The sequence below is a fragment of the Pseudomonas sp. AC229 genome (genome assembly GCF_979254655.1).
In genome coordinates, this window is sequence record NZ_CEEDHK010000009.1 from 149,218 (window position 1) to 164,575 (window position 15,358).

At 61.3% G+C, this 15,358-nt stretch carries 9 protein-coding genes; 3 read left to right on the forward strand and 6 right to left on the reverse strand.

Annotated elements, in window-relative coordinates; translation table 11 throughout:
• Nucleotides 1–33: 33 nt before the first annotated feature.
• The 4 genes from AC0IW7_RS14325 to AC0IW7_RS14340 all read right to left on the reverse strand — a co-directional run bounded on the left by AC0IW7_RS14325 (nucleotide 34) and on the right by AC0IW7_RS14340 (nucleotide 6,003).
• Entirely contained in the window at nucleotides 34–1,302 is a 1,269-nt protein-coding gene (locus tag AC0IW7_RS14325; RefSeq protein WP_471818873.1) for an HD-GYP domain-containing protein, read from the reverse strand.
• 84 nt (nucleotides 1,303–1,386) lie between these two features.
• Entirely contained in the window at nucleotides 1,387–2,406 is a 1,020-nt protein-coding gene (locus AC0IW7_RS14330; protein ID WP_471818875.1) for a DctP family TRAP transporter solute-binding subunit, read from the reverse strand.
• Nucleotides 2,407–2,578: 172 nt separating this feature from the next.
• Nucleotides 2,579–3,223, reverse strand: coding sequence for a peptide-methionine (S)-S-oxide reductase MsrA (gene msrA / locus AC0IW7_RS14335; RefSeq protein WP_463383931.1), 645 nt, complete (start codon nucleotides 3,221–3,223; stop codon nucleotides 2,579–2,581).
• 83 nt (nucleotides 3,224–3,306) lie between these two features.
• Entirely contained in the window at nucleotides 3,307–6,003 is a 2,697-nt protein-coding gene (locus AC0IW7_RS14340) for a putative bifunctional diguanylate cyclase/phosphodiesterase (RefSeq protein WP_471818877.1), read from the reverse strand.
• 164 nt (nucleotides 6,004–6,167) lie between these two features.
• On the opposite strand from AC0IW7_RS14340, the gene AC0IW7_RS14345 reads away from it, so the two are divergent.
• Nucleotides 6,168–6,602: a hypothetical protein gene (locus AC0IW7_RS14345; RefSeq protein WP_463383929.1), complete on the forward strand. Its 435-nt coding sequence runs from the start codon at nucleotides 6,168–6,170 to the stop codon at nucleotides 6,600–6,602.
• 225 nt (nucleotides 6,603–6,827) lie between these two features.
• Here AC0IW7_RS14345 and aceF read toward each other — a convergent pair whose 3' ends face one another.
• Nucleotides 6,828–8,477, reverse strand: a complete 1,650-nt coding sequence (gene aceF / locus AC0IW7_RS14350; RefSeq protein WP_471818879.1) for a dihydrolipoyllysine-residue acetyltransferase — start codon at nucleotides 8,475–8,477, stop codon at nucleotides 6,828–6,830.
• Nucleotides 8,478–8,489: 12 nt separating this feature from the next.
• The gene (aceE, locus tag AC0IW7_RS14355; RefSeq protein ID WP_471818881.1) at nucleotides 8,490–11,135 is read right to left on the reverse strand and encodes a pyruvate dehydrogenase (acetyl-transferring), homodimeric type; all 2,646 of its coding nucleotides are present in this window, start codon (nucleotides 11,133–11,135) and stop codon (nucleotides 8,490–8,492) included.
• 262 nt (nucleotides 11,136–11,397) lie between these two features.
• On the opposite strand from aceE, the gene glnE reads away from it, so the two are divergent.
• Together glnE and AC0IW7_RS14365 are read left to right on the forward strand one after the other, a co-directional pair.
• Entirely contained in the window at nucleotides 11,398–14,331 is a 2,934-nt protein-coding gene (gene glnE / locus AC0IW7_RS14360) for a bifunctional [glutamate--ammonia ligase]-adenylyl-L-tyrosine phosphorylase/[glutamate--ammonia-ligase] adenylyltransferase (protein ID WP_471818882.1), read from the forward strand.
• 97 nt (nucleotides 14,332–14,428) lie between these two features.
• Complete coding sequence (locus tag AC0IW7_RS14365; protein ID WP_122450663.1) at nucleotides 14,429–15,352, forward strand: branched-chain amino acid transaminase; 924 nt, start codon at nucleotides 14,429–14,431, stop codon at nucleotides 15,350–15,352.
• Nucleotides 15,353–15,358: the final 6 nt, after the last annotated feature.

The window sequence follows — 15,358 nt, forward strand, 5'->3', positions numbered from 1 at the left end:
CTCGCTCCTCCAGGGGAATGTGGAACTCTTCCGCTATTTCGCCCGCTTCGGATCCACGTAGTAACTCACTTGCTGCCGTGGATTCAAATATTCGCGCGCCGCTTCATCCAGCTCCGACACCCTCACGCTTTTGGCAATCGCCAGCTGCGGCTCTTGCTCCAGGTTGAGGATCAATGCCTCGGTTTTCGGCACGTTCGGCTCGTAGACGATCACCGTCGGTTTCAGCGGCAAGGTCGGGTGCATGCCGAGTACCAGGCCGAAGCGGCCGTCCTCGAGCTGCACCAGGCTGCCCGGCGGGTAAACGCCCATGCAGCGGATAAAGGCTTTCAGCGCTACCTGGTCGAAGCGTTCTTTGTATTGCTTGAACATCCGCGCCAGCGCTTCGTGGGGGCTGATGGCGTCGCGCGGGTTCTGCGGGTTGCAGAGGTTGTCGAAAAAGTTGGTGATGCTCACCACCCGGCTCAGGCGGCCAATGGCGGCTTCATGCAATTGGTTGGGGTAACCGCTGCCGTCGCAGTACTCGTGGTGCTCAGCGATGATGCGCAGCACGTCGTCGTCGAGCATCAGCTTCTGCCCACGGCGCCGGCCGAATTCGGTGTGCATTTGCAGAAACTGCTGCTCGGGGCGGTTCAGCGGTTCGGTTTTGAGCAGCACTTTGCTTGGCACGTCGATCTTGCCCATGTCGTGCAGCAGCGCGCCGAGGCCCAGGGAATGACAGGCCTCGCTGTCGTAGCCCAACTGGCGGCCGAGCATCATCGACAGCACCGTCACGTTCAGCGCATGTGAGTAGGCGTCTTCGGCGGCCTTGCCGTTGATGCTGTGCAGCACCACGCCGTCCTCGGCCATCATGGTGCCGACCAATTCGCGCACCACTTCGCCCGCTTGTTTGAGCACGTCTTCGGGGGCGCGGTGCAGGGTTTTGGTCAGTTCTTTGACCATCTGGCTGGTGTGGATGAACTTGCGGTCCACTTCGGCCAGGCGCTTGCGCAATTTGCTCAGTTTCACCGCGCGCGCCTGGGCGGCCAGCTCTTCGGCGCTGGGCGGCTGCGGCGCGGCGGGCGGCTCTTCAACGATGGGCGGCGGCAGTTCGTCCGGGTGCGGCAGTGGCTCGCAATCGCTGCGCGCCGGGTCGTAGCGCACGCGCGGCAACCCCAGCTGAAGCAACGCGTCGAGCTGGGCCTGGTCTTTGATTTTGAAACTGCTAAAGGCGAAGTCGTGCTCCCACCAGCCCAGGTCCAGTTGGACGAAAAGGCCGACGCACAGCTGTTCGGGCGCGATGTACTGTTTGCGGGAATCTGACATGCAAAGACTTAGGCTTGAGTCATGAAAGCCTAAGTCTAGCCGGCCTTTGCCGGGGAAGCAGCCCGCCTAATGGCTAACAGCCAGCTATTGCTTGTTGGCGCTTTTGCGGTTGACCTGTTCGGCGGCGTGGATGATGTCGGCACCAATCACGCTTTCGTACTGCTTCCACACCGGCTGCATGGCCGCACGCCAGGTGCTGCGCTCTTGCTCGGTGAGGCTGATGAGGTGGGTTTTGCCCTGGCTCAACTGCTGGCGCGCGACGACGTTCTGCTGCTCGGCGGCGTTGTTCACGGCAAAGGTCACTTCTTCGATGATGCCTTCCAGCTCGGTGCGCGTGGCGTGGGGAATGGCGTACCAGAACTTGGTATTGGCCACCAACATGTAGTCGAGCACACCGTGGTTGGTTTCGGTCATGTACGGCTGAAACGGCGCGTATTTCTGGCTGTACAGGTTCGACCAGGTGTTCTCGGTGCCTTGCACCTTGCCGTCTTGCATCGCTTGCAGTGTGGCGGCGAAAGGCAGTTTTACCGGCGTAGCGCCCAGGGCGTTGAATTGGCTTTCGATCACGGGCGAGGGCTGAATGCGGAAGGCCAGGCCTTTGGCGTCGGCCGGATTGTTCAGCGCTTTGGTGGCCGACAACTGCTTCATGCCGTTGTGCCAATAAGCCAGGCCGGTGATGTTGTGATCCTGCATGCCGCTGAGCAGCTGACGGCCTTTGGCGCGTTGCTGGAAGCGGTCGACGGCGGCGAGGTCATCGAACAAAAACGGCAGGTCGAACACCTGCAGCTGCTTGTTGTACTCGCTGAACTTGGCCAGCGAGGGCGCAAGAATCTGCACCTTGTTGTCGCGCAAGGCTTGCAGCTCGTCAGCGTCGCCAAACAGGCTTGAGTTGGGGTAAATCTCGACGGTGACTTTGCCGGCCAGGCGCTCCTCGGCAAGTTTTTTGAACAGCAGCGCGCCTTGGCCCTTGGGCGTGTCTTCGGCAACTACGTGGGAAAACTTGATGACGATAGGCGCGTCGTCGGCCAGCACGGCACTGGCGAAGCTCAATAACGCGGCGAAACCTGCGACCAGGCGGCAGCGCCCGAGGGTTAACGTGTTCATGCGGACTCTCTCTTTTTTATAGGCGCTTGCGCTGCGGCGGTGCGAGCAGCAACGGCGAAACGGCTGGCAGAGAGTCATCCTACAAGTTGCGTATTACAGGCGCACTTAGACGTTCGCAAGGGCGTGAACCGGTCGTTGGTTGCAGGCACCAACGACCGATAGCCGGCCTGTTTTACAGCAAGCACACCCCGGTGCCGCCCAACCCGCAATAACCATTCGGATTCTTCGCCAGGTACTGCTGGTGATAAGCCTCGGCGTAGTAGAACGCCGGCGCCTCGATGATTTCCGTGGTAATGGCGCCAAAGCCGGCAGCTTCCAATTGCTTCTGGAAAGCGGCCTGGGTTGTCAGCGCGGCATCCAGTTGCGCTGGGCTGGTGGCGTAGATGGCCGAGCGATACTGGCTGCCCACATCGTTGCCCTGACGCATGCCTTGCGTTGGGTTGTGCGCTTCCCAGAACACTTTCAACAGCGCGTCGTAACTGGTCACCTTCGGATCAAACACCACCAACACCACTTCGGTGTGGCCGGTCAGGCCCGAGCAGGTTTCGTCGTACGTCGGGTTTGGCGTGTGGCCACCGGCATAACCTGCCGCCGTGGAATAAACGCCCGGTTGCTGCCAGAAGCGCCGCTCGGCACCCCAGAAACAGCCAAGGCCGAAAATCGCGGTTTCCATACCAGCAGGAAAGGGACCTTGCAGCGGGTTGCCGTTGACGAAGTGCTTCTCCGGCACGGGCATCGGGCTTTCACGGCCGGGCAGGGCTTGCTCGGCGGTTGGCAGGTCGAGCTTGTGGGCGAGAATTTGCGAACGCAGCACCATGGCAGGCTCCTGATGGGGTTGATTGAAACGTAGCTGTTCAGCGTGTGTTTAGAGTTCGCTCGGGGCGAGACGTTACAGCCGATTCAGTTTTGCGGGCGACACGGGTAACGGCGAAGGCTATCGAGCAGGTCGCGGCCGGGAATCGGGCGGTCGAACAAGTAACCCTGGCCGATATCGCATTTGTGCCGACGCAAGAAGCTCAACTGGGCGGCAGTTTCGATGCCTTCAGCGACGACTTTGAGCTTGAGGTTGTGGGCCATGGCGATCACCGCTGAGGTGATTTCCATGTCGTCCTGATTTTCCGGGATGTCTTTGATAAAGCTGCGATCGATCTTGATCACGTCGATGGGGAATTTCTTCAGGTAGCTGAGCGACGAATAGCCGGTGCCGAAGTCGTCCATGGCCAGGGTCAGGCCCAAGCTTTTCAAGCGATTGAGCTGCTGGCGCGTGTCGTCGGTGGCTTCCAACAGCAGGCTTTCGGTCAGCTCCAGCTCGAGCAGGTGCGGCGGCAGCAGTTCTTCCTGAAGGATGTCGGCAATCGAGCCCACCAGGTCGGGGTCGGAAAATTGCTTGGGCGACAAGTTGATCGCCACCTGAATGTCGCCCAGGCCAAGCGCTGACAGCTGCTTGCTCATGCGGCAGGCCTGGCGCGCCACCCATTTGCCGATGGGAATGATCAGACCGGTGTCTTCGGCAACGCTGATGAACTGGTCCGGGTTGATCATGCCTTTTTCCGGATGGTTCCAGCGCAGCAGCGCCTCCATGCCGGTGAGCTGGCCGGTGCGCAGGTCGAGCTTGGGCTGGTAGAACACCTCCAGTTCGTTCTGGGTTAGGGCGCGGCGCAGGTTGTTTTCGACGAACAGCTTGTAGTTGGCCTCGGCATTCAGCACTTCGGTGAACACCTGCACCTGGTGTTTGCCGTTGGCTTTGGCTTTGTGCAGCGCCAGGCCCGCGTGCTTCATCAGGGTGTGGGAATCTTGCCCATGCAGCGGCGCGCAGGCCAGGCCGACCGAGCCGGTGACGCTGATCAGCTGGTTGTCGACGAACAGCGGTTTATCCAGGGTTTGCAGCACTTGCCCGGCAATGCGCTGGCCTTCGGCAACGTCGCAGTTGTCCAGCAACACGGCAAATTCGTTACTGGCGAAACGCGCGAGGCTGTTGTTGGCGTTGAGGCTGTTGCGCAGGCGGCGGGCCAGGCTCATGAGCAGCTTGTCGCCGGTCTGGTGGCCGAGGCTGTCGTTGATGCGCTTGAAGTTGTCGATGTCGACCAGCAGCAAGCTGGTGGGCTGATCGCTGTTGCGCGAAAAGCGCTCTTCCATGCTGCGGATAAAGGCCGGACGGTTGCCGAGGCGGGTGAGGTTGTCGGTGTAGGCCAGGCGCTCGATGCGCTGCTGGGCGAGTTTGCTTTGCGTGATGTCTTCGTAAATGCCGATGTAATGGGTCAGCTCACCGTCGCCGCCGTACACCTTGGAAATCGACAGGTGCCCCCAGTAGGGTTCCAGGCTTTTGCGCCGGCTGCGGAATTCGCCGTTCCAGCTGTTCTGCTGGGCCAGGTTGGAATGGGCATCGAACAGCAGATCGCTGAGATTGCCCAGCGCCGGCAGGTCGGACAAGCGCCGGCCCTGCACTTCTTCCGGGCTGAACTGGGTGATGGCGGTGAAGCTTGGGTTGACGTATTCGACGATGCCTTCGCGGTCGATCAGCAAAAAGGCGCTGGCGCTTTGCTCGACCGCGCGGCGGAACAGCTGCAATTCACTGTTGGCGCTGCGGCGCTGCTGGTTGACCAGGGCATGGGCGAACTGGTCGGCCAGCTCGCCGGCAAACGCAATTTCATCGGCCTGCCACACGCGCTCGGTGCCCACGTGTTCCAGGCACAACACCGCCACCACTTCGCCGGCCACGCGCACGCTGGCATCGAGCATGGCGCTGACGCCACGGGGCAGCAGGTGGGTCTCGGCCAGCTCACGGGTGCGCGGGTCGCGCATGGCGCTGTGGGCGTCGATGGCGCGGCCGCTGTGCAAGGCGGCGAGGTAGTGCGGGTATTTGCTGGCGTTGATTGGGGTGGGCAGTTCGTGCTGGCCGATGTCGGTGCTGTACATCGTCACCGGTTCAAGCTGCTCTTGGCGCAAGTACCAGAGGCTGGCGCGGGCGACGCTGAAGGTCTCGCAGGCGGCCTTGGTAATCAGCTGCGCGGCCTCGAACACCTGGTTGTCCGAGCTGTAACGGTGGCGCGCCAGGCGCACGATCATGCTCTGCTGGGCGCGGCTGCGGACCAGGTGCTGAAGGTGTTCTTCCTGGGAGCGTTGGTACAGTTCGAGGGAGGCTTGCAGGCGGTTGTTCTGGATTTGCAGTTCTGACTGCTGCGGCTGGCGGTCGGGGAACAGCGGCTCATCGGCCGGCAATATATAGCCGCGCAGCAGCTGCCGACCGTGCTGCTTGAAGGCTTCACCCAATTCCACCAGATGCAGCATGCCGATGGGGGTGTGCAGCTTGTAGTGCACTTTGTAGTGCGGGCTGTCTTTGAGTTGCAGTTGGATGGTGTCGTGCAACTGGTAGCGTTCTTCCGGCTCCATAAGGCTGGCGTAGGGCGAACCCACCAACCCACAAAGCTCACCGGCGGCGAGGCCCAATTGGCTTTCGCACGCGGCGTCTAAAAACAGAAGGGTCCAGCTCGCCTCATTAAGCCGCTCGAAACGCAACATGCCAAGCCGCGAGGGCACTGGCAACTGCGTCACAACCTCGACCGCCGGACGGCTGGCGGCATCGGTATGGCTTTTCATCGGGAGACTCGCTTCCAGTATGCTGAACGAGTGGCTCAGGGCCACTTCATCGGTAAGGGTGCATCATGCGAACAAGACTGACAAGGCGGCTGGGAATATTGCCTGCAATCGCTGTGGTATTGCTCGCCGCGTCTAGCGCGCAGGCGGCAGAGCCGGAGGCAGAGTTGAGTGGTGCCGAACAGGCACGCTACCTCAACGAATTGAAGAAGCTCTACCTCACCAGCGACGAGCGCCAAGCGTTGTTGGCGCAAAGCAACGAACTGCTCGACACCTACGCGGTGCGCGCGGCCTTTCAGGTCGGCCAGGCCGAGCGTCGCGACCAGGTGTACCAGCTCAGCGTGGGGGCGCCTGGGGAATTGCTGATCCAGCAGAAAACCCGTGAAGCCGAAGGGGTGAACGTGGCCGTGCGCAATCAGCGGCTGGAGGTGTTTGGAGTCGACCCGTACATCAAATACGAGTGCCTGCCGAGCGAGCAGGTCTGCACCTTGAAAAACCCCCAGGACGGCAGCCCATGGCTGACCATTCGCCGGGATCATCAAGGCGCGGCGCAGTTGGCCAAGGCGCTGTCGTTTCTGCTGCGCAATATGCAGAAGGGCTGACCTTCACGCATTTACACGGTCGTCCCCGCGCAGGCGGGGACCCAGAATCTTGCGTTGATACGCAATGTTTGCCCCATCCAGAATTCTGGATTCCCGCCTGCGCAGGAATGACGGTGGGCTTCATTAGGTTTCTGTCTCCGCCAAAAAACACGCAAAAAAAACCCCGCCAAACGGCGGGGCTGAGGTACGAGCGTGGCATGCCCGAAAGTGTGAAACGTTTTAGCCTTACAGCAGCATGGTGCGGATGTCGCCCAGCACGTCGCTCAGACGTTTGGTGAAGCGAGCGGCAGCCGCGCCGTTGATCACGCGGTGGTCGTAAGACAAGGACAGCGGCAGCATCAGTTTCGGCTGGAACGCTTTACCGTCCCAAACAGGCTGCATGGTGGCCTTGGAGACCCCGAGAATCGCCACTTCCGGTGCGTTGACGATCGGCGTGAAGCCGGTGCCGCCAATGTGGCCGAGGCTGGAAATGGTGAAGCAGGCGCCTTGCATGGCGTCGGCCGAGAGCTTCTTGGTGCGCGCTTTTTCCGCCAGTTCAGCGGCTTCGGCAGCCAGTTGCAGCAAGCTCTTTTTGTCCACGTCTTTGATCACCGGCACCAGCAAGCCATCCGGTGTGTCGACGGCGAAGCCGATGTTCACGTACTTCTTGCGAATGATCGCTTTGCCAGACGGCGCCAGCGAACTGTTGAAGTCCGGCAGTTCCTTGAGCAGGTAGGCGCACGCTTTAAGCAGCAGCGGCAGCACGGTGAGTTTGACGCCCGCTTTCTCGGCAACGGCTTTCTGCGCAATGCGGAAAGCTTCCAACTCGGTGATGTCGGCGGAGTCGAATTGGGTCACGTGCGGCACGTTGAGCCAGCTGCGGTGCAGGTTGGTGGCGCCAACTTGCATCAGGCGGGTCATCGGCACTTCTTCAATTTCACCAAAACGGCTGAAATCGACTTCCGGAACCGGCGGAATGCCCGCGCCACCGGTAGCGCCCGCAGCCGGTGCTTCCTTGGCCTTCTGCATCATGGCTTTGACGTAGACCTGCACGTCTTCTTTCAGCACACGACCGTGCGGACCGCTGGCGGTCACCGCGCTCAGCTCGACGCCAAACTCACGGGCCAGTTGGCGTACAGCCGGGCCGGCGTGGGTTTTCGCGCCGTCTTTGGCGGGCGCTGCCGGGGCAGCTGGAGCCGCCTCGGCTTTGGCGGGTGCAGCAGCAGGAGCGGGCGCTGCTTCGGCTTTGGCGGCCGGGGCAGCGGGTGCTTCTGCAGCAGCAGGCGCGGCAGCCGGTACGCTACCGGCCACTTTCAACTTCAGGATCGGGTCGCCGGTGCCGACTTCGTCGTCCAGCTTCACGCTCAGGCTTTCCACCACGCCGGCAGCCGGCGAGGGGATTTCCATGCTGGCTTTGTCGGACTCCAGCACCAACAAGGATTGGTCGGCTTCAACGGTGTCGCCAACCTTCACCAACAGCTCGATGATTTTGGCTTTGCCCGAGGAACCGATATCCGGCACGTTAATGTCCTGGATCGAACTGCTGGCCGCCGCTGCCGGAGCAGCAGGCGCAGGGGCAGGTTCGGCGGCTTTGGCAGGCTCGGCGGCCGGAGCGGCTTCGGCCTTGGCCGCCGGTTCGGCAGCGGCTGGCGCTGCTTCGGCGCCTTCCACTTCCAGCTCCAGCAACTCGTCGCCTTCTTTCAGGCGGTCGCCGAGTTTCACCTTCAGGCTTTTCACCACGCCGGCTTTGGGCGCAGGAATTTCCATGCTGGCTTTGTCCGACTCAAGGGTCAGCAGGCTTTGATCGGCTTCAATGCGATCACCCACTTTCACCATCAGCTCGATGACTTCGCCCTCGCCACTGCCAATGTCGGGCACGCGGATTAATTCACTCATCGTTGTGCTCCCTTAGCAGTCCAGTGGGTTGAGTTTTTCGGGGTTGATGCCGAACTTGACGATGGCTTCTGCCACCACCTTCGGTTCGATATCGCCGCGATCGGCCAGGGCTTCCAGAGCGGCCAGCACCACGAAGTGACGGTCGACTTCGAAGAAGTGACGCAGCTTCTTGCGGCTGTCGCTACGGCCGAAACCGTCGGTGCCCAGCACTTTGTATTCCTTGACCGGCACCCACTGACGAATCTGTTCAGCGAACAGCTTCATGTAGTCAGTCGAGGCAATGACCGGACCTTTACGGCCGCCCAGGCATTCTTCGACGTAGGTTTTCTTCGGCTTCTGGCCAGGCTTCAGGCGGTTGCTGCGCTCAACGGCAAGGCCGTCGCGACGCAGCTCGTTGAAGCTGGTGACGCTCCAGACATCAGCGCCGATGTTGAACTCGTCGCGCAGAATTTTCGCTGCTTCACGCACTTCACGCAGGATGGTGCCCGAACCGAGCAACTGCACGTGATGCGCCGCGTCGCGCTTGTCTTCTTCGAGCAGGTACATGCCCTTGACGATGCCTTCTTCCACGCCGGCCGGAATGGCGGGCTGGGCGTAGGACTCGTTCATCACGGTGATGTAGTAGAAGACGTCCTGTTGCTCTTCGGTCATCTTCTTCATGCCGTCCTGAATGATCACCGCCAGCTCGTAGCCGTAGGTGGGGTCATAGGTGCGGCAGTTCGGAATGGTGCCGGCCAGCATGTGGCTGTGACCGTCTTCGTGCTGCAGGCCTTCGCCGTTCAGCGTGGTACGGCCAGCGGTGCCGCCGATCAGGAAGCCACGGGTGCGGCTGTCGCCTGCGGCCCAGGCCAGGTCGCCAATGCGCTGGAAGCCGAACATCGAATAGAAGATGTAGAACGGCAGCATCGGCTGGTTGTGGCTGGAGTACGAGGTGCCGGCGGCGATAAACGACGACATGGCGCCGGCTTCGTTGATGCCTTCCTCGAGAATCTGGCCCTTCTTGTCTTCGCGGTAGAACATCACTTGGTCTTTATCCACCGGCTCGTAGAGCTGGCCGACCGAGGAGTAGATACCGAGCTGACGGAACATGCCTTCCATACCGAAGGTACGGGCTTCGTCCGGGATGATCGGCACGATGCGTTGACCGATTTCCTTGTCTTTCACCAACTGCGACAGGATGCGCACGAAGGCCATGGTGGTGGAGATTTCGCGGTCGCCGCTGCCGTCCAGAATGGCCTTGAGGCTTTCCAGTGGCGGGGTCGGAATGCTGAAGCTCTTGGCACGACGCTGCGGCACGAAACCGCCGAGTGCGGCACGACGCTCGCTGAGGTAGCGGGCTTCGGCGCTGCCAGGTTCCGGTTTGAAGAAGGGCAGGTTTTCCAGCTCTTCGTCTTTGACTGGAATATCGAAGCGGTCGCGGAATTTCTTCAAGCTGTCGACATCGACTTTCTTGGTGTTGTGCGCGGTGTTCTTGGCTTCGCCAGCACCGGTGCCGTAGCCCTTGATGGTCTTGGCCAGAATGACGGTTGGCTGCTCTTTATGGTTAACCGCCTGGTGGTAGGCCGCGTACACCTTGTACGGGTCGTGACCGCCACGGTTGAGCTTCCAGATTTCGTCGTCGGAGAGATCAGCAACCATCGCCTTGAGCTCAGGCGAGTTGAAGAAGTGTTCACGCACGAACGCGCCGTCTTTGGCTTTGTAGTTCTGGTACTCGCCGTCGATGACTTCGTCCATACGGCGTTGCAGGATGCCGTCAGTGTCTTTGGCCAGCAGCGGGTCCCAGAAGCGGCCCCAGACCACTTTGTTCACGTTCCACTGGGCGCCGCGGAACACGCCTTCGAGTTCCTGAATGATCTTGCCGTTACCGCGCACCGGGCCGTCGAGGCGCTGCAGGTTGCAGTTGATGACGAAGATCAGGTTGTCGAGTTTTTCGCGGCCAGCCAGGGAAATGGCGCCGAGCGATTCCGGCTCGTCGCACTCGCCGTCGCCCATGAAACACCAGACTTTCTGTTTGCCAGCCGGGATGAAGCCACGGCTTTCCAGGTACTTCATGAAGCGTGCCTGGTAGATCGCCTGAATCGGGCCAAGGCCCATGGACACGGTCGGGAACTGCCAGAAATCGGGCATCAGCCACGGGTGTGGGTACGACGACAGGCCGTTACCGTCCACTTCCTGGCGGAAGTTGTTCATCTGGTCTTCGCTGATGCGGCCTTCCATGAAGGCGCGGGCGTAAACGCCTGGCGAGGCGTGGCCCTGGAAGTAAATAAGGTCGCCGCCGTGTTCCTCGGTCGGGGCCTGGAAGAAGTAGTTGAAGCCGATGTCGTACAGCGTGGCGCTGGAGGCGAAGCTGGAGATGTGGCCACCCAGGTCCGAATCGCGCAGGTTGGTGCGCATCACCATCGCCAGGGCGTTCCAACGTACCAACGAGCGAATGCGGCGTTCCATGAACAGGTCGCCAGGCATGCGTGCTTCGTGGGTCACGGGGATGGTGTTGCGGTACGGCGTGGTGATGGCGTAGGGCAGTTGCGCACCGCTGCGGGTGGCCAGTTCGCCCATACGGGTCATCAGGTAATGAGCACGGTCTTCACCTTCACGGTCTAGGACGGATTCAAGCGCGTCCAGCCATTCCTGGGTTTCGACGGGATCGAGGTCTTGCATGGCTTGCTCCATGGCGGAAAGGCTTCCAGAATCGAAAACCTTGTGTTCGTTGCCGGCCTTTTGGGCGGGCACGTGAATTCTTGGATTTACCGGAGGTAGGACCGGCCGCGTGTAGTTTTACTACAAATCGACGGAGGTTTCAGCCCTTGGGACACATTCTTTAGTAGTAAAACTACATTGTGTACACATTACAACGCAAAAATCGCGACAATCCGGGGCTCTCAGCGGTTTGTATGTGATAGCAGATCAAACAGGATAGATCATGAACCTGCCGCCGCTCGTCGCCTTGCCGCCCTCCCTTATTTCTTTCGTCCAACGCGCTGACCAATCGTTCCGCAACGCCCTCGGCGAAGCAGCGGGGCAGTTCGATGCCTGGCCGGCAGAGCGCGTGGAGGCGTTCAAACGCGTGGTTGGCGCCAGCGATTTTGTCAGCGAACAAGCCACCCGTGATCCGCACATGCTGCTGGCGCTGGCCGACAGCGGTGAGCTGGAGCGGCCGCTGCAATCGGGCGAGTTGCGCGCGCAAATGGCCGAGGCCGTAAATGCGTGCAGCGACGAAGCGCAACTGGGCCACGTGCTGCGCCGTCTGCGTAACCGCCAGCAAGTGCGGATCATCTGGCGCGACGTCAACCGCCTGGCCGACCTGGCGCAAACCTGCCGCGACCTGTCCGACCTGGCCGACGCCAGCATCGACCTCACGTATCAATGGTTGTACCCGCGTCACTGCGAGCAGTTCGGCACGCCCATCGGCCGGCGCAGTGGCGAGCCGCAGCACATGGTGGTGCTCGGTATGGGCAAGTTGGGCGCGGTGGAGCTGAATCTGTCCTCGGACATCGACCTGATCTTCGCCTACCCCGAAGGCGGCGAAACCGAAGGCGTGAAGCGCTCGCTGGATAATCAGGAATTCTTTATCAAGCTCGGCCAGCGGCTGATCAAAGCGCTGGATGCCATCACCGTCGATGGCTTCGTCTTCCGCGTCGACATGCGCTTGCGGCCTTACGGTTCAGCCGGTTCGCTGGTGTTCAGCTTTAACGCGCTGGAGCAGTACTACCAAGACCAGGGCCGCGACTGGGAACGCTACGCCATGATCAAGGCGCGCGTGGTTGGCGGCGACCAGGCTGCCGGCGCGCAGTTGCTCGATCTGCTGCGCCCCTTCGTATACCGCCGTTACCTCGACTTTTCCGCCATCGAAGCGCTGCGCGCCATGAAGCTGCTGATTCAGCAGGAAGTGCGGCGCAAGGGCATGGCCGACAACATCAAACTTGGCTCCGGCGGTATTCGCGAAGTGGAGTTCATTGCCCAGGCCTTTCAGTTGATTCACGGCGGCCGCGACCTCAGCCTGCAACAGCGGCCGCTATTAAAGGTGCTGAAAACCCTGGAAGGGCAGGGCTACTTGCCACCTGCCGTGGTCGCCGAAATGCGCGACGGCTATGAGTTTCTGCGTTACACCGAACACGCCATCCAGGCCATCGCCGACCGCCAGACGCAAATGCTGCCGGACAACGACGATGACCGCACCCGCGTTGCCTTCATCATGGGCTTTGACACCTGGGCCGCGTTCCACGAGCGCCTGATGTATTGGCGCGAGCGCATCGCTTGGCACTTCGGGCAGGTGATTGCCGACCCGGATGAAGACGAAAACGGCGAGGCCGACCTGTGCGTTGGCAGCGAGTGGCTGCCCCTGTGGGAAGACGGGCTGGACGAAGAAAGCGCCTGCCGGCAACTGGTTGACGCCGGCTTCAGTGACGCGGCCGCTGCGCTGCACCGCCTGGCTGGTCTGCGCAATGGCAATCAGGTGCGCGCCATGCAGCGTCTGGGGCGTGAGCGCCTGGATGCGTTTATTCCGCGTCTGCTGGCGCAGGCGGTGGAGCACGAAAATCCCGACTTGGTGCTCGAACGCGTATTGCCGTTGATTGAAGCGGTGGCGCGGCGCTCGGCCTACTTGGTGCTGCTCACCGAAAACCCCGGCGCGTTGCAGCAACTGTTAACCCTGTGCGCGGCGAGCCCGTGGATTGCCGAGCAGATCAGCCGCTTCCCGCTGCTGCTGGACGAATTGCTGAATGAAGGCCGCCTGTTCAACCCGCCGTTGGCGCCGGAGCTGGCCGCCGAATTGCGTGAGCGCCTGACGCGCATTCCGGAAGACGATCTTGAGCAGCAAATGGAAGCCCTGCGCCATTTCAAACTGGCGCACCGGCTTCGCGTGGCCGCGTCGGAAATCTCCGGGGCGCTGCCCTTAATGAAGGTAAGCGATTACCTGACGTGGCTCGCCGAAGCCATTCTGGAACAAGTGCTGGCGCTGGCCTGGCGCCACACGGTGGCCAAGCACGGCACGCCGCAGCGCGCGGACGGTGGGTTGTGCGATCCGGATTTCATCATCGTCGGCTACGGCAAGGTCGGCGGCATCGAACTCGGCCACGGCTCGGACCTGGATCTGGTGTTTATCCACGATGGCGACCCGCAGGCCGAAACCGACGGCGCCAAGCCCATCGACGGCGCGCAGTTTTTCAACCGCCTGGGGCAACGCATCATTCACCTGCTCACCGCGCAGACCAACTCCGGCCAGTTATATGAAGTGGACATGCGCTTGCGCCCCTCCGGCGCGGCGGGCTTGCTGGTCAGTTCCCTGGGTGCGTTCGAGCGCTATCAAGCGAACGAAGCCTGGACCTGGGAGCACCAGGCGCTGGTGCGCGCACGCGTATTGGTCGGCAGCGAAAGAGTGGGTCAAGCCTTCGAGGCGGTGCGTGCTCAAGTGCTCGGCCGCAGCCGCGATCTGGACAAACTGCGCGCTGAAGTCAGCGAGATGCGCGCCAAGATGCGCGACAACCTGGGCAGCAAGCAAACCGCTGGCGGCACGGCGGCAAACACCTTCGAGGCCGCTGCGCCGTTCGATCTCAAGCAGGATGCCGGTGGTATCGTCGATATTGAATTTATGGTGCAATACGCGGCCTTGGCTTGGTCCGGCGCGTATCCGCCGCTGTTGCAGTACACCGACAACATTCGCATTCTGGAAGGCCTTGAACGCCTGGGCTTGATGCCCGCAGCCGATGTCACGCTGCTGCAGGAAGTCTACAAAGCCCACCGCTCCGCCTCGCACCGCCTGGCGCTGCAGAAGCAGCCCGGCATCGTCAGCGGCGAGCAATTCCAGCATGAACGCCAGGAAGTGATGCGCGTCTGGCGCGAACTGGGGCTCAGTTGAAACGCCCTGCAGCGGCACAACCGAATCAAGCGAACCCAACCCGTAATTCTCGTATTTCAAGCAACCCTACTGAAGCAAATTTCTGAGGAGCTGAACGATGTCGATGGCCGATCGTGATGGTGTGATTTGGTATGACGGCGAGCTGGTGCAATGGCGCGACGCAACCACCCACGTGCTGACCCATACCCTGCATTACGGCATGGGTGTATTCGAAGGCGTTCGCGCTTACAACACCCCGCAGGGCACCTCGATTTTCCGCCTGCAAGCGCACACCGACCGCCTGTTCGATTCGGCTCACATCATGAACATGAAGATGCCGTTCACCAAAGAGCAGATCAACGAAGCCACCCGTGCGGCCGTGCGTGAAAACAACCTGGAATCCGCGTACATCCGCCCGATGGTGTTCTACGGGTCTGAAGCCATGGGCATCCGCGCCGACACCTTGAAAGTGCACGTGATCGTCGCCGCCTGGCATTGGGGCGCGTACATGGGCGACGAAGCCCTGCAAAAAGGCATCAAGGTGCGCACCAGCTCCTTCACCCGCCACCACGTCAACATTTCCATGACCCGCGCCAAGGCCAACGGCAACTACATCAACTCGATGCTGGCGTTGCAGGAAGCGGTATCGGCCGGCGCCGACGAAGCCATGTTGCTGGACCCGGAAGGCTACGTAGCCGAAGGCTCGGGCGAGAACATCTTCCTGATCAAAGACGGCGTGCTCTACACCCCGGAAGTGACCTCGTGCCTGAACGGCATCACCCGCAGCACCGTGCTGACCCTGGCCGGCGAGCTGAATATTCCGGTGGTGGAAAAACGCATCACCCGCGACGAGGTGTACATCGCCGACGAAGCGTTCTTCACCGGCACCGCCGCTGAAGTCACGCCGATCCGCGAAGTGGACGGGCGCAGCATCGGTATCGGCAGCCGTGGTCCGGTGACCGAGAAACTGCAGAAAGCCTATTTCGACCTGGTAACTGGCCAGACCAGCGCCCACGCCGAATGGCGCACCGCTGTTAAATAACGCCGC

What these genes read in the sequence shown, in the direction of transcription:
- msrA (WP_463383931.1), bottom strand. Translation starts at nt 3,223, where the DNA reads ATGGTGCTGCGTTCGCAAATTCTCGCCCACAAGCTCGACCTGCCAACC.
- AC0IW7_RS14340 (WP_471818877.1), bottom strand. Translation starts at nt 6,003, where the DNA reads ATGAAAAGCCATACCGATGCCGCCAGCCGTCCGGCGGTCGAGGTTGTG.
- aceF (WP_471818879.1), bottom strand. Translation starts at nt 8,477, where the DNA reads ATGAGTGAATTAATCCGCGTGCCCGACATTGGCAGTGGCGAGGGCGAA.
- AC0IW7_RS14325 (WP_471818873.1), bottom strand. Translation starts at nt 1,302, where the DNA reads ATGTCAGATTCCCGCAAACAGTACATCGCGCCCGAACAGCTGTGCGTC.
- aceE (WP_471818881.1), bottom strand. Translation starts at nt 11,135, where the DNA reads ATGCAAGACCTCGATCCCGTCGAAACCCAGGAATGGCTGGACGCGCTT.
- AC0IW7_RS14365 (WP_122450663.1), top strand. Translation starts at nt 14,429, where the DNA reads ATGTCGATGGCCGATCGTGATGGTGTGATTTGGTATGACGGCGAGCTG.
- glnE (WP_471818882.1), top strand. Translation starts at nt 11,398, where the DNA reads ATGAACCTGCCGCCGCTCGTCGCCTTGCCGCCCTCCCTTATTTCTTTC.
- AC0IW7_RS14330 (WP_471818875.1), bottom strand. Translation starts at nt 2,406, where the DNA reads ATGAACACGTTAACCCTCGGGCGCTGCCGCCTGGTCGCAGGTTTCGCC.